At 65.1% G+C, this 18,454-nt stretch carries 16 protein-coding genes; 2 read left to right on the top strand and 14 right to left on the bottom strand.

The window, feature by feature from the left end:
- Nucleotides 1-27 precede the first annotated feature (27 nt).
- Genes GAU_RS05995 through rimO form a run of 3 tightly spaced genes read right to left on the bottom strand, consistent with a single transcriptional unit; the run spans nucleotide 28 to nucleotide 4,136 of the window.
- A complete protein-coding gene (locus GAU_RS05995; protein WP_012682665.1) occupies nucleotides 28-1,398 on the bottom strand; it encodes a SpoIID/LytB domain-containing protein in 1,371 nt (456 codons plus the stop codon).
- Nucleotides 1,399-1,403: 5 nt separating this feature from the next.
- Nucleotides 1,404-2,711 (bottom strand): glutamate-1-semialdehyde 2,1-aminomutase, encoded by a 1,308-nt coding sequence (hemL, locus tag GAU_RS05990; protein ID WP_012682664.1) that lies wholly within the window; start codon nucleotides 2,709-2,711, stop codon nucleotides 1,404-1,406.
- 3 nt (nucleotides 2,712-2,714) lie between these two features.
- Entirely contained in the window at nucleotides 2,715-4,136 is a 1,422-nt protein-coding gene (gene rimO / locus GAU_RS05985) for a 30S ribosomal protein S12 methylthiotransferase RimO (protein WP_012682663.1), read from the bottom strand.
- A 151-nt stretch (nucleotides 4,137-4,287) separates the two neighbouring features.
- Between rimO and GAU_RS05980 the strand changes: the two genes are divergently transcribed.
- Nucleotides 4,288-4,878, top strand: coding sequence for a hypothetical protein (locus GAU_RS05980; protein WP_012682662.1), 591 nt, complete (start codon nucleotides 4,288-4,290; stop codon nucleotides 4,876-4,878).
- Between the two features lie 32 nt (nucleotides 4,879-4,910).
- Here GAU_RS05980 and GAU_RS20520 read toward each other — a convergent pair whose 3' ends face one another.
- The 10 genes from GAU_RS20520 to GAU_RS05930 all read right to left on the bottom strand — a co-directional run bounded on the left by GAU_RS20520 (nucleotide 4,911) and on the right by GAU_RS05930 (nucleotide 14,996).
- Nucleotides 4,911-5,303: a nuclear transport factor 2 family protein gene (locus GAU_RS20520; RefSeq protein WP_169307604.1), complete on the bottom strand. Its 393-nt coding sequence runs from the start codon at nucleotides 5,301-5,303 to the stop codon at nucleotides 4,911-4,913.
- Nucleotides 5,304-5,310: 7 nt separating this feature from the next.
- The gene (locus tag GAU_RS05970) at nucleotides 5,311-5,811 is read right to left on the bottom strand and encodes a YajQ family cyclic di-GMP-binding protein (protein ID WP_012682660.1); all 501 of its coding nucleotides are present in this window, start codon (nucleotides 5,809-5,811) and stop codon (nucleotides 5,311-5,313) included.
- A 9-nt stretch (nucleotides 5,812-5,820) separates the two neighbouring features.
- On the bottom strand, nucleotides 5,821-6,681 hold the full coding sequence (locus tag GAU_RS05965; RefSeq protein ID WP_012682659.1) for a sigma-70 family RNA polymerase sigma factor: 861 nt from the start codon (nucleotides 6,679-6,681) through the stop codon (nucleotides 5,821-5,823).
- A gap of 229 nt (nucleotides 6,682-6,910) precedes the next feature.
- On the bottom strand, nucleotides 6,911-7,672 hold the full coding sequence (gene lepB / locus GAU_RS05960; protein WP_197526050.1) for a signal peptidase I: 762 nt from the start codon (nucleotides 7,670-7,672) through the stop codon (nucleotides 6,911-6,913).
- Nucleotides 7,673-7,674: 2 nt separating this feature from the next.
- Nucleotides 7,675-9,159: an aldehyde dehydrogenase family protein gene (locus tag GAU_RS05955; RefSeq protein ID WP_012682657.1), complete on the bottom strand. Its 1,485-nt coding sequence runs from the start codon at nucleotides 9,157-9,159 to the stop codon at nucleotides 7,675-7,677.
- A gap of 148 nt (nucleotides 9,160-9,307) precedes the next feature.
- Nucleotides 9,308-9,856 carry a hypothetical protein gene (locus GAU_RS05950; RefSeq protein WP_012682656.1) on the bottom strand — a complete coding sequence of 183 codons (549 nt, stop codon included), beginning with the start codon at nucleotides 9,854-9,856 and terminating at the stop codon, nucleotides 9,308-9,310.
- 22 nt (nucleotides 9,857-9,878) lie between these two features.
- Nucleotides 9,879-11,252, bottom strand: coding sequence for a sigma-54-dependent transcriptional regulator (locus tag GAU_RS05945; RefSeq protein WP_012682655.1), 1,374 nt, complete (start codon nucleotides 11,250-11,252; stop codon nucleotides 9,879-9,881).
- Nucleotides 11,249-12,148: a hypothetical protein gene (locus tag GAU_RS20515; protein WP_012682654.1), complete on the bottom strand. Its 900-nt coding sequence runs from the start codon at nucleotides 12,146-12,148 to the stop codon at nucleotides 11,249-11,251. Before GAU_RS20515 ends, GAU_RS05945 begins: the two co-directional genes overlap by 4 nt.
- A gap of 111 nt (nucleotides 12,149-12,259) precedes the next feature.
- Nucleotides 12,260-13,816 carry a YifB family Mg chelatase-like AAA ATPase gene (locus tag GAU_RS05935; protein WP_012682653.1) on the bottom strand — a complete coding sequence of 519 codons (1,557 nt, stop codon included), beginning with the start codon at nucleotides 13,814-13,816 and terminating at the stop codon, nucleotides 12,260-12,262.
- Between the two features lie 139 nt (nucleotides 13,817-13,955).
- Nucleotides 13,956-14,996: an AraC family transcriptional regulator gene (locus tag GAU_RS05930; RefSeq protein WP_012682652.1), complete on the bottom strand. Its 1,041-nt coding sequence runs from the start codon at nucleotides 14,994-14,996 to the stop codon at nucleotides 13,956-13,958.
- Nucleotides 14,997-15,112: 116 nt separating this feature from the next.
- Here GAU_RS05930 and GAU_RS05925 point away from each other — a divergent pair, with 116 nt between their 5' ends.
- Entirely contained in the window at nucleotides 15,113-16,276 is a 1,164-nt protein-coding gene (locus GAU_RS05925) for an FAD-dependent oxidoreductase (protein ID WP_012682651.1), read from the top strand.
- 119 nt (nucleotides 16,277-16,395) lie between these two features.
- Here GAU_RS05925 and GAU_RS05920 read toward each other — a convergent pair whose 3' ends face one another.
- Nucleotides 16,396-18,453: a S9 family peptidase gene (locus tag GAU_RS05920; protein WP_012682650.1), complete on the bottom strand. Its 2,058-nt coding sequence runs from the start codon at nucleotides 18,451-18,453 to the stop codon at nucleotides 16,396-16,398.
- Nucleotide 18,454 lies beyond the last annotated feature (1 nt).

Here is an 18,454-nt window from a genome sequence, read left to right as displayed (position 1 = left end):
CACCGGCTGCCGAGATCCGGCATACAATCAGTCCGCGAAACCGACGACCGTCCCCGGGTAGTAGTGGCGCAAGATGGAGCGGGCATCGATGCCGGCGCGTGCGCGCCCGATCGCTCCCCACTGACACATCCCTACTCCGTGGCCGTTGCCAGCACCACGCAACGTGACAGCCGTGAGCTGCCCCCGTGTACGTGATTCGCGGTCCACGGAAAAATACGTGCTGGCCAGTATCGCGCCACGCGTATCGGCGAGAACGCTGCGAATATCACGCGCCGGCACGGTCACTGTTCCGCGTTCGGTGCGCAACACCACCGTTTCGGCTCGACCGGAGGGTGTGCGTGCCCCGATTTCGAGCTTCCGGACCGCCGCCGGACGTGGGTCGCGCGCGCCACCGGCCTGCAGTGCACGCCGGACAACGTCGCGGAGCCGGGCCTCGTCGAACTCCGCGTGCCAATGATTGCGCGGCGAGAGGTCACAGTAGGCACGACCGGTGCGTGGATCGATATCGTCCACCGGTTGCAGGTAGGGTTCATCGCGCACGCCGCGCCAGGCTTCGCGCGGCCCAGCCGTGCGACCACCACACGACGAAAAATACGGTGCATCCACGATGAGTCCGCCATAACGCAGCACAAGGCCGGCCGTGGCATCGACCGCCTCGTTGATCACCGGATGCTCCACGTCCATGCCCGCATACACCTGGTACTGTACGGTGCCGGTCATGTGCCAACCGCGCGCAGGTTGCTGCGCCCCATCACTCGGCACGCGCATATACGTGTAACTGCGAGCCGCGATGGTCTGCGCCTCGATGGCGGCCAGATCACCTTCCTGTCGCGTGCCAATCTCGATGGGCACCACACCGCGCAGGTAGTCTTCCACCGGGAGCCGATTCACCACCAACACCCCACTGTCGGTCGCAGTGAAGAGCAGCTCTCCGCGGTACCGCCGATTGCCGAACCGGAGATGACTTTCCCCATTGGCCGGACGGGCCACGAACGGCCCTTCGCGCCAGGGCGTGGCATCACTGCCATCACCGGCCACCCGCAGCAGCCCGCCGCGCTGTTCAATGCGCCAGCGCTCGGTGCCACTGCCGCGTACCAACGCGACCCGCCCGCCCTGCTCGTCGATGCGCCATGCACCGGTGGCCGTCACAATGGGTGCCGCGGCACGCCCTTCGAGGGCGATGAGTACCGTGCGATCGGGCGCGAGCCGTCCGGAGGCTTCGCCGCGCACGACCGGTGCCCGTCCCCCTTCGGCAGGCGTCGGCGCTGGCGGCTGCACCGGCGGCACAATGCCCGGTTGCAGCGGCGCGCAGGCAACCACCACAGCGGCAATGACGACGCCACCAAACATCGATGGCGCCAGCCACTTCGCGAGGCGTTGCGTGCGCGTGTTCGACATCGGCGTCAGTGGCCTGCGGTGTCGGTCAGTGCGGCGCCCAGCGCGTCATCGAGACGGGAGAGCGTTTCGCCAACTTCCGCCGGTCCATGCGCCGCCGACATGAACGCCGCCTCGAACGCGGACGGCGCGAGGCTGACGCCCCGGGTGCGCGCCGCGTGAAAAAACCGACGGAACAGCGCCACGTCCGACTGTTTGGCATCGTCGAAGCTGTGCACGTCGCCATCACGGAAGAAGAAGCCCCACATCGATCCCACATGCCGGGCACTGAGCGGCACGCCGCGGCGCGTCGCGATGCCACGCAAGCCGTCCACCAGCGCCGCCGTCTGGTTGGTGATCTCGTCGTGCACCGAACGGGTGAGCGCGCCCAGCGTGGCAATGCCTGCCGCCATCGCGAGCGGGTTGCCTGACAGCGTGCCCGCCTGGTACACAGGTCCCGTGGGGGCGATGTGTTCCATCAGCGTGCGCGAGCCACCGTAGGCGGCCACGGGCAAGCCGCCACCGATCACCTTGCCGAGTGCGGTCAGATCGGGCGTCACACCGAAGTACTCGGTGGCGCCCCCGAAGGCGATGCGGAAGCCGGTCATAACTTCATCGAAGACGAGCAATGCCCCCGTTTCGTCAGCGATCCGCCGCAGCCCCTGGATGAACCCCGGTGTCGGCTCGATGAACCCACTGTTGCCCACGATGGGTTCGAGCATGATGGCCGCCAGTGGTACATCGCGCGCAATGCGCTCCACGGCGTCGAGATCATTGAAGGCACAGGTGAGTGTCAGCTTGGCCAGCGCCTCCGGCACTCCCGGTGAATCGGGCAGTCCCAATGTGGCAACGCCGCTGCCGGCGCGAACCAGAAAGCTGTCGCCGTGGCCGTGATAACACCCATCGAACTTGAGGATGTGTTCGCGCTTTGTGACAGCACGGGCCAGCCGTGCAATGCTCATGGTGGCTTCGGTGCCACTCGACGTGAAGCGCACCATTTCGAGGTGCGGCATACGACCGGCGATGGCATCGGCCAGCTCCACCTCACGCGCCGTGGGCATACCAAAGCTGGTGCCCTCCAGCATGGCCTGACTGACCGCATGGAGCACCACATCGGGGGCGTGACCCAGCACCAGCGGGCCCCACGACAGCACGTAGTCGAAATATTCGTTGCCGTCGACGTCCCAGATACGCGCGCCCTTGCCACGGGCAGCGACAAAAGGCTCACCGCCGACACCACGAAACGCCCGAACGGGTGAATTCACACCGCCGGGAAAACGCATGCGCGCCCGGGCCATGATTTCGGCGGAGCGCGCATGAGGGACCATCTCAGTCATGATTCAGCGTCCAAAGCTGCCCGCAGAGCTCACACCCAGTCCCACGAGCGGGAGCTGCCGCGATGGTTTGACAGAAGCGGCAACGGCCGGTGTATCCACCACCCGCTGCAACGTGGCGGCAAAATCGTAGTCGTCGACCACATGATCGATGGTCACGTCGACGAACGCGCCCGGAGACACGAGCACTTTCCGCATCGACTCCGGGACATCCACGTGCACGAGGCCATCGATGTCATCGGCCTGCCAGGGTGCGCGGGCCATCCACACATCGGGGTAGTCACCGCGACGCTCCACCAGCACCCGCGCTTCACGACCGAGAAACCGCTCGTAGCGTTCGGCCGTGATGGCGCGCTGCAACTCCTCGATGCGCTCCTTGCGTTCCTGCTTGATGGAGTCGGCTACGTCGTCTTCCATGGCATGCGCGCGCGTGCCTTCCTGCGGCGAATACGTGAACACGCCGACACGATCGAACTGCATCTCTTCCAGGAAATCGCAGAGGATGTTGAAATCGTCTTCCGTTTCACCGGGGAAACCCACGATGACACTGGTGCGCACCGCGAGATCGGGCACGATGTCCCGATACCGTGCGAGACGCTCCCGAATGGTCTTCTGGCGTTCCGGTCGACGCATGCGCGTGAGCACGGCGTCGCTGCCGTGCTGCATGGGCGTGTCGAGGTATCGCACAATGCGCGGATGGGCCGCAATCACCTCGAGCAGTCGCGGCGTGATGCCGGTGCTGTAGAGGTACATGTTGCGGATCCACGGGATGCTCGTTTCGCGCACCAGTGCTTCGAGCAGCTCGGGAAGACCGTGACCATCGCGACGATCGCGTCCGTAGTGCGCCAGATCCTGCGCGACGAGATTGATCTCCCGCGCGCCCTGCACTTCCAGCAACTGCGCTTCCCGCACGAGTTCGTCCAGGGCAAACGAGCGGTGTTTGCCGCGCATGAGCGGAATCGCACAAAAGGCGCAACCGTGATCGCAGCCTTCGGAGATCTTCAGGTAGCGGACATGGGCCGCGTCGCCGGAAAACAGGCGCACCCCCGGATGCTCCACGAGCGAGCCACCGATCAGACCACGTTCGACCAGCTCGGGCACCAGACGGTCGGTCTCGGAGTTGCCGAGGAAGACATCGACTTCGGGCAACGCTTCGAGCAGCTCGTCTTTGTGACGCTCCACCATGCAGCCGATCGCAAAGACGGCCTTGCAGCGGCCTTCGTCCTTGAGCCGTGCGGCATCGACAATGGCTTCGATGGATTCGGCCTTCGCGGCATCGATGAAACCACAGGTGTTGACCACCACCACGTCGGCGTCGCGCAGATCCTGCACCGCTTCGGCGCCATGCGCGACGAGGTCGGCAAGGTACCGTTCGGAGTCCACCGTATTTTTGTCGCACCCGAGGGTGACCAAGCCAAACTTGAGCATTCAAGTAAGATAGCGAAACAGGGATCCCGGGGCACAGAAATGGAGTATCCTGCGGAAACCCGGCGGAATGTGATCCGACCCCCTACCTTTGCCGGGCTTTCCGTGGATCGGTGGCGGTATGTCGAGTCTGCCCCTCTTGGGAGTTTCGTTCATGATTTCATCCTCGGGCAGCCGCAGCGTCCTGGCCCTCTGTCGTGTGGCCGCGCTCATGCTGGCGATCTCCACCACACTCCCTGCTCAGCGCCCGGCAGGTGTCGCGGCGGACCACGATGAGGCCGACGGCCGCCGCCGCGATCCCTTCGCGTTGCTGGCCCATGTGGGCACGGGCCGATTCCCCGCGATCCCACGCACCGCTGGTATCGGGCCGACGTCGGCGGGGATCTACCTGCTCGGCGGTGGACTCGAAATGCGGGCTGCACCACGCGTGTTTTTCGATGTCAGCGCCACCGTGGGGTTTCATCTGGGCGGGTGTGCGGACTGGTGTCCCGGCTCTGGTGTGAACACCGATCTCTCAGCGTCCTGGCTGGCGGGACAACTCCCGAACGACTGGGGTGTGCTCGTGGGGCCGACCTTGTCGCGCTCTACCATCGCGGGTGATCGCGTGGGCGCTGGCCTGTCAGCCTCGGCGGGGGCGATCACCGGTGTCGGCCCGCGCCTCACCGTGCGTTATCTGTCCCTGTCTGGTCCGACTTACAATCAGAGCCTGTCGATATTGCTCTCGTTGCGGCTTGGCGCACGCTGAGAGCGAATAACGCCGCTGCGCACGACGTGCGGTCAGTCGGGCAGTTCGCGATACACTTCCCGCACGATACGCCAACCGGCGGGTGTGACGCGCCATTCCGCCGAATAGGCGCCGCGCTGTTCATGCACCCGCCCCTGCACACGCCAGCGACCGACCCACATCCCACGTTCATCGGCCCGCAATGGTGACTCGTGGACCGTCACCTGTTCGGGGGTGCGCACATACCCACCGAACCCTGGCTCCGCCATCTGCTGCGCAAACGCGTCACGGTTGGCCGGAATGCCCCGCAGCGCAGGACCACCGGCGACAGCCACCTCGATAGACGCATCCATGAACGACACCACCCGATCCGCGTCACGTGCAGCAATGGCCTCGTTCGATTGTTGCCGCAGCAGACGCACGTCGGCGGCGTAGTCGCGTGTCAACAACCGCTCAGCGGAAATTCCCGAACTGCAGTTCCACGCCGTATTCGCCCTTTCGCAGCAGGGCGATGGCATCCTGCAGCGCGTCCTTGTCGGGGCTCGACACACGCACCTGCTCGCCCTGAATGCTCGCCGTCACCTTCTTGAGCTTCGCGTCCTTCACGGCCGCGCTCACCTTCTTCGCGGTGTCGCTGTCGAGCGCCATCTTGAGCTTGATGTCGCGACGCATGATCTCGCCACCACCCGGCTTGAGCTCGGTGATATCGAGGTTCTTCACCGGCACACCGCGCTTGAGCAGCTTGCCGCGCAGCACATCGAGCAGTGCCTCGGCGCGCATCTCGCCCTCGGCTTCCAGCTTGATGACATTTTCGGCCCGCTTGAAGTCGATGAGGACTTCCGAGCCCTTGAAGTCGAATCGCTGCGCCACTTCTTTTTGCGCCTGATTCACCGCGTTGTCGACTTCCTGCAGGTCACACTCAGTGGTGACGTCAAACGAATACGTCGATGCCATGACTGCCTGTTATCCGAGAAAACTTTCGAGTGACTTGGAACGAGAGACATGCCGCAGGCGCGAGAGCGCCTTTTCCTTGATCTGTCGCACACGCTCGCGGGTGATGCCGAGCTGCGAGCCGATTTCTTCGAGCGTCATCGGGTCGGCCCCGTCGATGCCGAAGTAGAGTCGGAGGATTTTCGCCTCGCGCTCCTTGAGTCCGCCCAGCGACTCTTCGATGGCCTCGGTGAGCGCCTTGTCGAAGGTCTGGTCTTCGGGGGTGGGGTGCACCGTGTCCGGCAAATAATCCAGCAGCCGGTTGTCTTCGCCGGGTGTGAGCGGCGCATCGAGCGACAGGTGCACCTGGGAGATGGACATGGTCTTGGCCACCTCCTCCTCCGTGATGTCCATCCCGTGGGCGATCTCGGCGTGTGTGGCTTCGCGACCGAGTTCCTGCAGCAGCGCATTCGCGCGCTTGCCGATCCGGTGCAAGGTGCCGGCCCGGTTGAGCGGCACGCGTACGATACGCGACTGCTCAGCGAGCGCCTGCAGGATGGCCTGACGGATCCACCACACGGCATACGAGATGAACTTGATGCCCTTCGTTTCGTCGAACTTCCGGGCCGCGCGAATGAGGCCGAGGTTGCCCTCATTGATCAGGTCGGACAGCGACACGCCCTGATTCTGGTATTTCTTCGCGACGGAAACGACGAAGCGCAGATTGGAGCGCACCAACTTGTCGAGCGCCTCCTGATCCCCCTGACGAATGCGTCGTGCGAGTTCCGCTTCTTCTTCCCTCGAGATCAGCGGATAGGCGCTGATGTCGCGCAAATACTGATCGAGGGACCCTTCATCGTACGACGCCTTCTTCTTCGGGGGGGTGACCGCCATGGCGAATCGGCTCGAGGCGCTGGAAGATCGTGCGAGCACCGCGCTGGGGGAGACGCGGTGGTCCTGAACGGCTACATCTGCGAAAAACTCACGAATGCAGCGGGGGAATCCGAAGTCGATCCGCACCGACCGACACGCCGGTATCAAGACATCGTTAAGGGTGAACTAGCTCGATTCGTTCGTCAACGCATCCCCGTAAAAATGCGCGGAAAATCTGCGTGCACGCAGCCTAGTGCACCGCAGCGCCGAGCCGGTGCCAGCGAATCCGGGTCAGCCATGGCGCGCGCACGGTGGAATCGGGCTCGAAGCTGTAGTACACGAACAACGGTGCGCCCCGCAGCAGAGAGTCCGGCACAAATCCCCAGGCGCGGCTATCGAGCGAATTGTCGCGATTGTCACCGAGCACGAAATAGTGTCGCGGCGGCACCACAAGCGGCCCCCAATCGCGACGCGCCGACCCCTCTTGCAAGTCCTGTGGACCGGGGTCGGCATCACCACCACGAAACACCCATTGTTCACTCTGCGGTGTGCCATTGCGGACAAAAACGCCGGCCGCCATGGCCACCGTATCGCCCGGCATACCGACAAGCCGTTTCACGAATGCGACACTCGGATCGACCGGCCAGTCGAAGACGACCAGCTCGTCACGCTGCGGCGCGCGCATGGCCGGCACGCGCCGGTTCAGCACTGGTACCTCGGCGCCGTAGGCCAGCTTGTTGACCAACAGGAAATCGCCGGACAGCAGGGTACGCTCCATGCTGCGGCTCGGGATGCGGTACGCCTCGACCACGAACGTGCGAATCGCTACGGCCAGTAGGACCGCAAACAGCAGCACACGCCAGAGGCTACCGCGCTCGCGGCGGAACGGCCTGATGGGCGGCGCATTCGTGCTGCGCCGACGCACCAGCCGGGAAAGCCAACCCGTTCCCCGCCGCGAACGATTGGCGGCGCGGAGCGCATCCGCCCGCCGGCCAACATTTACTGGCGTCACGCCTAGTAATTGTCGATCTGTGCGCGCTGCAACGCGCCCGAATAGTCGACGTATCCGACCTTGGTCTCGGAGTAGAACTCGTACACTTCCCAACCACCTTCGCGGTGTCCGTTACCGGTTTCTTTCACACCGCCAAACGGCATGTGCGCTTCGGCACCAATCGTGGGCGCGTTGATGTAGGTGATACCGTTGTCGAGGTCCTGCAGCGCACGGAAGGCCACGTTCACATTGCCCGTGTACACCGCACTGGAGAGGCCGTAGCGCACGCCGTTGTTGACGGCAAAGGCCTCTTCGACCGATTCGACCCGAATGACCGACAGCACCGGCCCAAAGATCTCTTCCTGATCGAGCCGCGAGCCAGCCGTGACACCGGAGAAGATGGTGGGCTGAAAGAAGAAGCCCTTGTCGAGTGCACCACCGGTGGCCCGTTCACCACCACACACCAGCGTCGCGCCCTGCTCTTTGCCAATGCCGATGTACCGTTCGACCTTTTCCCGCGCGGCTTCGCTCACCAGCGGCCCCACATCCGTTCCGGCGACGCGGCCATCACCCAAGCGCAACGCCTTGGCCCGTTCGGCCAGTCGCGCAACGAGCGCATCGTGGACGCCGGACTGCACGATCAATCGGCTGGTGGCGGTGCACCGCTGACCCGTGGTGCCAAAGGCTCCCCACAGCACGCCATCGAGGGCCAGATCGAGGTCGGCATCGTCGAGCACGATCTGTGCGTTCTTGCCACCCATCTCGAGGGACAAACGCTTGTGCATCCGGCCACAGGTCTCGCCCACGAACCGACCCGTTTCCGTGCTGCCCGTGAATGAGATCACCGGCACCTGCGGATGTTCGACCAGCGCCTTGCCGACCACTTCGCCCATGCCGTGCACGAGCTGGATGACTTCGGGCGGCAAACCGGCTTCGAGCAGAATCTCCACCAGCACCGTGGCGGTATGCGGCACGTCCTCGGCGGGCTTGAGAATCACCGAGTTGCCGCAGAGCAGCGCCGGGAACGCCTTCCACGTGGGAATCGCCAACGGAAAGTTGAACGGCGTGATGAGTCCACACACACCGATCGGACGACGCATGCTCATCGCCCATTTGTTGGCCAGTTCACTTGGCACCGTGTGCCCGAACAGACGACGCCCTTCAGTGGCGGCGTAGTACGCCGTATCGATGCCTTCCTGGACATCACCGCGCGTTTCCGCGAGCGGCTTGCCCATTTCGCGCGTCATGATGTCGGCCAGCTCTTCCTTGCGCGAGGCGAGCAGATCGCCCACACGACGCAGCACATCACCACGTGCCGGGGCCGGCGTGCGCTTCCAACGCTCGAAGCCGCGCAACGCGCTGGCCACGGCCGCTTCCACATCGGCCACACCACTGGCCGGGAATCGCCCGATCAGATCGTCCTGGTTGGCAGGATTACGATTGTCGAAATACGCATCGGTCGACGGCGCCACCCACTGGCCGCCGATGAAATTTTTGAAGGTGGTCATCAGGGAAAGATAGTGGCGAGTCGCCTGGGGTGGGTTCAGGGATGAACGGTCGGGGTGCGGGCAACGGGATATGGGTCACGCGTGACTCGTGACCCGCAGCACAGGACGGGGAGATGATCCCGAACCCGTCGTAGACCCGGCACCGACGCTACGGCGTGATGCCCGTGGGAACCGGTGCTTCCGCCGGCGGCGCGAACAGCGGCAAGCCTTCGCAGGACCAGGTGGCCGCACGGGCTTCGGTGGGAATAGCATATCCCACCCGCGGGAGCACTTCCCGGGCACCCAGCGCCAACCCCCAGACCGTCACCAGCAGCGAGGCGACATGCGCCAATCCCAGTCGATGCCGCCATGTCCCGATCGCACTCCACGCGCCGAGCAACGCCACCACACCCGTCGCGGCCGTGAAACCCATCAATGGTCCGCCACAACGCGCGGGCCATGGCCAGAACATCATGCCGGCTGCGGCGGCCACGGCGATGATCACCTTCACCCAGGAGACCCAACTGCGGCCAGCCGCGACGGTCGCAGCCGGCGCGGGGGCGTTGCCGGCGGGCAGCGATCGTGTCGGCGCGCCGCGTGTGGGAGCAGCGCCCGGCGCTGGCGCATTGGCGGGAGTCGCCAACAACTGCTCATCGGAGATGGACGCGAGCTGCTTGTCGATCTTCGCGAGTTCGGCGTCCCAGTTCTTGTTGGACATGTGGTGCGGCGTGAGGGGTGGGTCAGCCCGGCAGGCTTTCCCTGGTCAAAGCATAACGCTCGATCTTCTTGTAGAGATTCGATCGGGGCATATCGAGCGCCCGGGCCGTCTCCGACACATTCCAGTCGAATGCCCGCAGCTTGGCGAGCAGGAACGCCCGTTCCGCTGCCTGCTTGAACTCCTCGAACGTATTGCAGTCGAGCAAACTGCCGATGCCCGACGGCTCTGCCGTGCGGCGCCCGGCGAGGCGGTCGATATCGGCAACGGAAATCGACGCGGCGCTGGCGAGGATGACAAGCCGTTCCATGGTGTTACGCAATTCGCGCACGTTGCCGGGCCAGTCGAGCTCGGACAGTCGCTGCAGCGCTTCGTCGCTGATCGATCGCGCCGGCAGTCCATCGCGCTCGGCGAATTGCTGCAGGAAATGGCGAACCAGCAACGGGATGTCTTCCCGACGCTCCCGCAGGGCGGGCACGGTGATGGGGACGACGTTGAGGCGATAGTAGAGATCTTCTCGGAACCGGCCAGCGGCGATCTCTTCCTCGAGGTCCTTGTTGGTGGCCGCCAGCACACGCACGTCCACCTGCACGGGCTTGCTGCCGCCGATGCGTGTGACAAAACCGTCCTGCAATACGCGCAGCACCTTGGCCTGCGCGCTCTGCGACATATCGCCGATTTCGTCGAGGAACAGGGTTCCACCATGGGCCTGCTCGAACTTGCCGGCGCGATCGGCAATGGCGCCGGTGAACGAACCCTTCATGTGGCCAAAGAGTTCACTCTCGATGAGTTCACTCGGAATGGCGGCGCAGTTCACTTCGATGAACGGTTTGCGCGCGCGCTGCGATCCGCGGTGAATGGCTCGCGCGACGAGTTCCTTGCCGGTGCCGTTTTCGCCGGTGATCAGCACACGGGCCGGTGTGCCGGTGACACGTTCGATGCGTTCGAGCAACGAGCGGATGCCGAAAGAGCGACCCACGATTTCATAGCGTGACTCGATGGTCTCGCGGAGCCGGTCGTTTTCTTCGGTGAGCTGGCGATTCGTGAATGCGTTGCGCAGCAGCACCAGCACCCGATCGGTATCGAGCGGCTTCTCGAGGATATCGTATGCGCCGAGCTGGGTGGCCTCCACCGCCGTCTGAATGGTGGCGTGGCCACTGATCATCACCACGGTGGCGTTGGGGTCGGCCTGCCGCAGACGCTTGAGCACTTCGAGGCCATCGAGCCCCGCCATCTTCACATCGAGGAAGACCAACTGCGGGCGGAAGCTGTCGTACAGCGTGATGCCTTCGGCACCACCACTCGCCGTGCGAACATCGAACCCTTCGTATTCGAGGAGCTGGCCGAGGGCCTGCCGGATGCCGGGTTCGTCGTCGATGACGAGGATGCGTCGGGTCATGGTGTCCGAGAAGTGGGAGCGACCCCGGAAGCGGGCGTCGCGCGATACAACGTCAGCTTGCCATTCACGACGCGGGCGTCGCTGACGGCGGCTGGCAGCGGAATCGGCAGGCCGTCGTCGGCCAGGGCCGAGAGATCGGCCGTGCGATCTGCCCTGCTACCCGCCGAGGTGGCTGCGCGTTCACTTCGGGCATGGGCCGCGAGTTGCTCGCGTATCCGGCGTTCTCCGTACTGCCGCAGATTGCGCACCAGTGGCGGGATGACACGGCCGGGCACTTCGATGCCCTTGAGGCGCAGTTCCTTCACGCGGAACTGGGCGAGTCCAGGCTGGACGGGTTCAATGGGGCCGGCCACATACAACGTGTCGGTACCATCGAGTGCCCCGCCCAGAACCGTGCCAATGGTTCCTGCTCCGGCAAAATCGCGCAGTGAAACCACTGCACGCACCAGCAACCGATCACCCTCGAGGGCGAGTTGCACCGATTGTGCGGACGGCGGCAGTTGCTGCACCAATGGCGCGAGCAGCCCCGCGATCTGTTGGGCGGAAAATGAGAGGTAGGCGGGACCACTCTTGGCGCTGAGGGGGGCGAGCGTGCGGTTGAGCACGGCCGCGCGACTGGCCGCCGAGCTGCTGGCAGCGGATCCCTGTGTCGCTGGCAGAGGTGACGCCACACCCACCCAGCCGACCTTTCGGTCGCGCGCGGACCGCGCCTCCTGACGTCGTCCTTCCTCTTCGGCCTCGATGCGCGGGCCGTCATTGCTGTCGTAGCGCTCACTGGCACGCACGGCGGCATCCGTCACACGATTCGCGGCGCCAGAGGCCGCACGGGTGAGCACTGCCGGCAAACGGTCGCCGTAGAGCCAGTATCCGACGGCGCCCCCGGCCACGAGGATCACCGCACAGCCGATTCGAGTGAGACAGCCCACGTCGGAGGGGTTGGGGTCGTGCGGGAAGCTATGACACGCAGACGGCGGGCGGCAGGGTGTGGGCAGCTTTGCGCCGAAAGTTCAGGCGGCCACGCTGTGATCCTCCCCGACAGGACGATAGCGCAGGGCTTCGCCGATGTGCTGGATGGTGACGGTGTCGAGGTCGTCGAGATCGGCAATGGTGCGGGCCACGCGCAGTACGCGGTGATAGGCGCGCGCGGACAGGGTGAGACGATCGGCGGCCCGTACCAGGAGTGCACGGGCGTCGGGCTCCAGTCGCGAGGCGGGAGCGATCAGGCGCGACGGCGCGCTGGCGTTTGTCAGAGGCAGGCCCACCGCTCCGATTGTGGCGACATGGGCATATCGCTCGCGCTGCCGATGCCGCGCGGCGGTCACGCGGGCGCGCACGGTGCCAGACCGTTCAGCGGACGCGTGCTGTGCCAGCGCCTCCGGCGGCACGCGATGCACGTGCACGTGCAGATCGATCCGGTCGGCCAGTGGTCCGGACAGGCGCGCCCGATGACGCTCGAGTTCGGCGACCGAGCAACGACAGGCGCGATCCTCTGCGCCGGCGTATCCACAGGGGCATGGGTTGCTGGCGGCGATGAGTGAGAAGCGGGATGGGAATCGCAGAGCGCGCGCGGCTCGTGCGACCACCACGGCGCCATCTTCGAGCGGCTGGCGCAGGGCTTCGAGTGTGTGGCGGGGGAAGAGGGACAGTTCATCGAGAAAGAGCACACCATGGTGCGCAAGACTGACTTCGCCCGGACGGGGCCATCCACCACCGCCAATCAATCCGGCGGTACTCACCGAGTGATGTGGTGCACGAAACGGGCGAGCGAGATCGGCAAGCGCGTGCTGATCTGGCCCCAGCAGTCCGGCCACCGAGTGAATGGCCAACACCTCGAGCGCTTCCTGCTCGCTCAGGGGCGGAAGCACGCCGGGCAGACGTCGGGCCAGCATGGTTTTGCCGGCACCTGGTGGCCCCTGCAAGAAGAGATTGTGCGCGCCCGCGGCGGCGATCTCCACGGCGCGTACGGCAAGCTCCTGTCCAACGACATCGCCGAGGTCGGGGATGTCGTTGGTGGCCATCGGTTGGGCGCGTCGACGGGTGTCACTGCGGGCCGTGCCGTCACGCAGGGCCGCCACCAACTCCGCGAGCGTGCGCGGGGCCATGGCGCGTGCGCCGGGAACGCGGAGTGCTTCCTGCAGATTGTCTGGTGGCACGATGAGCAGGGCGTCGCTGGTCGCAGCGACATGCCGCGCCACGGCGAGCACCCCACGCACCGGCCGGAGTTGTCCATCGAGACCGAGTTCACCCAGCGCGCAGGTGGCGGTGAGGACATCGGCCGGGAGTTGCCCGCTGGCGGCGAGTACCGCGAGCGCGATGGGCAGATCGAAACTGGTCCCATTTTTCGGGACGTCCCCAGGTGTCAAAGAGATGGTGATTCTCTTGCTGGGCGCAGCAAACCCACTATTCACCAGCGCCGCATGAACGCGGTCGCGGCTTTCTTTCACGGCCGTCGCCGCCAATCCGACGAGCGTCCATTGTGGTAGCCCATTGGCTACATGCACCTCGACGAGTACGTCGAGGGCATCGATGCCGAGTACGGCGGCGGAAGGAGCGGCGGCCAGCATGGGGTCACGATAGTGCGCACCGATGCCGTGTGTGTCATCGAAAATACGCCGACATCATCTCACCACCGCATCGTCACCAGCCTTCAATCCGAATTCATCGATCAGAAGCCATCCGTCCGACGCCATAAAACCGACGCCATCAATCCGATGGCAGGCGATCGCTGGCCGCTCGCACACGCCAGGCCGATGGTGTCATGCCGGTCCACCGCCGAAACGCGCGAAAAAACGTGGCCGGTTCCGCAAACCCGAGCAGCATGGCCACCTGCGAGGCGCTCATCGTGGAATCGGCAAGCAGCAGTTCGGCCCGCTCTCGTCGCAGCGATTCCACGATGGCGGAAAAACTTGTGGATTCAGCTTGCAGTCGTCGGTGCAACGTGCGGGCAGACATCGCCAACCGTTTTGCAACGTCACCGATGTTCGGTTCCCCAAAGGCCAGCAGCGCCGCGATCTCCAGACGTACGCGCCCGGCATCGCCCGTAGGCACCGGCAACGCCGAGTGCAGTTCGTCGGCGCGACGCGCGAGATAGCTGGACAGTTGTGGATTGGCGAGCGGCAGTGGCCAATCCAGCACGGCCGCATCGAAAGCGATTTCCAACTGTGCACTGCCCCACGCCACCGGACAACCGAACCACCGTTCCTGACGATCCGCATCGTCGGGACGTGCCATGGGATACGCCACGTAGCGGGCACCGAGTTGCGGCCGTCCAGCGAGTGCGCGCAGCGAAACCACCGTAGCCGCCGCCTGCGCATAGACCGGCTCGCGCAGTTGCAGGAACGGTGGTGCAACGGGCTTGGAAAACACGAGACGATCGCCCGCCGGATCGGTGCGCACGTCGACCATGGGAACCAGTGCCGGATGCAAGACCGCCCGATAGCGCTGTAACCAGTCGAGGGCTTCGCGCACAGTGCCGCCGTGCATCATCGCAAACCCCACCGCACCGGTTTCGGCGAAGGTGAGGCGTTCACCAATCTCGAGTCCGAGGGGACGGCGAGCGAGCACCGCCCACAACGCCAGGTTGTCGGTGACGGGCACCCGCGCATCGGGATCGTCGAAGCGCTGCAGATCGAATCCGGTGTCGCGGGCCAGCGTTTCGCGATGCCATCCCAGCTCGAGCGCCGCGCGCACCACGCCGCCAGGAATGGCGGCCAGCATCGTGTGATCGAGAAGAGGATCGGCCATCTCCCAAAGTTCAGCGATGGCAGCGGGAGTCACAAGCGTGGCGATATCGGCCACAGACGGACGGATGTGAGGTGGCGAATATCCGGTGTCCACAACACACCAGTGATTGCCTTCATATGCGACTGTCTTCCTTGCGAATCATCATCATTGGCGGCGCCACCGGCGGCTGCGCGGCAGCCTTGCTGTTCGCACGCGCTGGTGCCCGCGTCTCGCTCATCGAGCGAGTGCCTCACCCGCGCGCTGTTGGCGCCGGCATTGCCTTGGCAGAAAATGGATTGGCTGTGCTCGAGTCCATCGGACTCGGGCCGGCACTGCGGGTGGCCCTTCCTGTCGTCGGCGGGCGGGTCACCGATGCGGCAGGTCGGCCGCTGCTCACACCGCGCCCTCCGGCACCATCGATGCACATGGTACGACGCGAAACACTGCAGGGCATCCTGCTCGACGCGGTGGCGGCAGAGCCGCTCATCGAGACACACTTTGGCACTTCGCTCGTGGCCGCCCGCCCGGACGGGCTGGTCACCATGCGTCGCCACGGCCGGTCACTCGACGAGGTCCTGGAAGCGGACCTCGTGATCGGCGCCGACGGGGTGCATTCGCGCGTCCGTGACGGCGGCGACTTCGGTGTGCGCATCGAACGCACCGGGCTCCACTACCTGCGCACGCTCCTCCCACCGGGATTGGGCCAGCAATCCGAAGCGTGGACCTCGGCGGGCATCTTTGGGTCGTTCGACGTGGACGACGGCACGTATCTCTACGCCTCATGCAACACGCCACGTCTACGCACCGCGGTGCGTGGGTGCGATCTGGAGGTGCTGCGCGCCACCTGGCGTGAGGCCTATCCGGCTGCGGCGCCGTTGCTCGAGGCGATCGACCAGTGGCAATCGTTGCTCCTTCACGAAGTCATTGGTGTGCATTGTCGACGCTGGTGGCATGACAAGCTGGTACTGCTGGGCGATGCGGCTCATGCCATGGCCCCCAACCTCGGGCAGGGCGCCAACAGCGCCTTGGTCGATGCGGCGGTGCTGCTGGACGAGCTGCGTCGCGCCGAGACCATGGCCGACGGTCTCGAGGCCTACACGCGGCGTCGCAAGCCGAAGGTCGGCGCCGTCGCACGCACGGCGTCGTTGCTGGGCCAACTCGGTGAATGGACCAGCCCCGTGGCGCGTGGAATCCGCGACCGGGTGCTGTTCCCTGTCATCGACGCGATGACGACGCCCAACGCGCTACTGCGCGTGATGCAGGAAGACCCCGACGTCTTGCGCGCGATTGGCAGGGGGTGAGTCCCAAGACAGCAACAGCTTCATCAAGAAAAAGGGGGACCCGGAAGGCCGTGTGATCGCTCCACACCCCGCTTCCCGGATCCCCCTTTTCTGACGTGCAGTCCAGCGGTCCTCGTGAACTACATCGCCGTCTTCTGCGGCGTCCCGAGCGTGTACTTCGCCATCCACTCGTACTCACGCTTCATGCGGTCGAGCTGGTGGTAGTACTCGGTGAAGCCGTGGCCTTCGCGCGGATAAAACACCAGCTCCGTGGTCTTGCCGCGATCCTTGAGCGCGCGATAGAACTCCATCGGCTGACCGATCGGTACGCGCTCGTCATTGCTGCCGTGCAGGATGAGCAGCGGCGTCGTGATGCGATCGCTGTACGAAATGCCCGAACGCTCGAGGAACTTGCGGATGCTCGGGTTCACGATCGAACCATCGTACTGCGGCTGGCCGAAGAACGTGTTGATGTAGCCCGGAATATCCGTGGTGCCCGCCATCGACAACAGCGACGGCAAACCGGCGCCCATCATGGCCGCCTTGAAGCGACCCGTCTGCGACACCACCCAGCTCGTCATGTAGCCACCGTAGCTCCAGCCTTCGAACGCCATGCGCGTCGAGTCGGCGATGCCACGCTTGATGAGATCATCCACGCCGGTCATGATGTCGCGATAGTCGCCGCCGCCCCAGTCACCGGTGTTGGCGCGCATCCACCACTCGCCGTACCCCGTCGAGCCACGCGGGTTGGGATAGAGCACCGCCCAGCCGCGCGCGGCCCAGGTCTGCCCTGGATCGTTGCCGAGCTTGAAGCCGTTGGTGTGCACACCAGTCGGACCACCGTGCGCCGACACCACGAGCGGCACCTTGTTGCCTTCCTGATAGCCCACCGGCAAGAGCAGCACGCCTTCCACTTCGCGGCCGTCCTTGCTCTTCCACGTCATCACGCGGGACGCGCCGATCGAACGCTCGGCAATCCACGGATTGGTGTTCGTGATGCGCTTCGGTGTGCCCGAGAAACCGTCCTGCACGTACACTTCCGACGGCCAGGCCGCCGTATTGAGCACAAAGGCAAAACGGCTCGCATCGCGATTGTGCGACAACCCCGCCACCAACTGGTCTTTGGTGCGCTTGGTGTACTGCTTGCTGGCAAAATCGTACGAATAGACAGACTGATACACCCGATCGCTGGCCGTGAACCACAGCTCCTTGCCATCGGGCGACCAGCGCAGGGCGCCAGCGCTCACATCAAAATCGGGGCGCGCATGGTTGGTGCTCGTGCGGGTGGCCAGATCGAACGTGGTCACCCGGCCGTTGCGCAGCGTGCGCGGCGGGATGCCGTCCTTGTGCGCCGCAAATTCGTGCGGCACCACCGTGAAGGCCAGCAGCTTGCCGTCGGGCGAGAACTGCGGCGTGGTCTCGACTTCACCATTCGACGTGATGCGATCGAGCTGCTTCGTCGCAACATCCACGACGTAGGCATCGTGGCGTTCATCGCGAATGAGCGTGGTGGGACCGGCCTGGAATGCCAGGCGGGCACCATCGGGCGACCAGCTAGGCACGCCATTCACGGTGAAGTTGCCGGTCGTGATACGCGTCGCCGCACCCGTGGCCACGTCCACCACCCAGATGTGGCTCAGACGCGAGGGCCCTTCGTACACCTGCGCATCGTCACGACGGCGGCGCTTGGCGTCGTCCTCACGGGAGATCGAGTCCTGTGATGTCACGGCGATCTTCGAACCATCAGGTGACCACACATACCCCGACACGCCGTCACGCAACGACGACAACTGACGGGCCTCGCCGCCATCGGCAGGCAGGAGCCAAATCTGGGCACGGGGCGCGTCATCGCCCGTGCCGGCGCCACGGGAGGCCACGAAGGCCACCGTCTTGCCATCGGGCGACCAGGTGGGCTGCGATTCCCCACGCTCCCCGTACGTGAGCTGGCGCGTGGCGCCGCCCGCTGCGGGGACCATGAACACATGCGAGCGGCGATCGTGACGATCACCGAGGGCGGTATCACCCTTCGCGGCGGGGTGCTCCCAACCGGTGACCGTGTACAGCACACGGGCACCGTCGGGCGAGATGGCCGCGCCGCCAACCGCCTTGAGGCGCATGACGTCGGAATCGTCCATGCCGCGGGCCTGCGCCGTCAGCAACGCCGGCGCGAGGAAGGTCGCGGCGACGGTCGGCCACATC

The organism is Gemmatimonas aurantiaca T-27 (assembly GCF_000010305.1).
Taxonomy (GTDB): Bacteria; Gemmatimonadota; Gemmatimonadetes; order Gemmatimonadales; family Gemmatimonadaceae; genus Gemmatimonas; species Gemmatimonas aurantiaca.
Note: the sequence above shows the minus strand (reverse complement) of the source record. Positions and strands in the feature narration are given on the sequence as shown.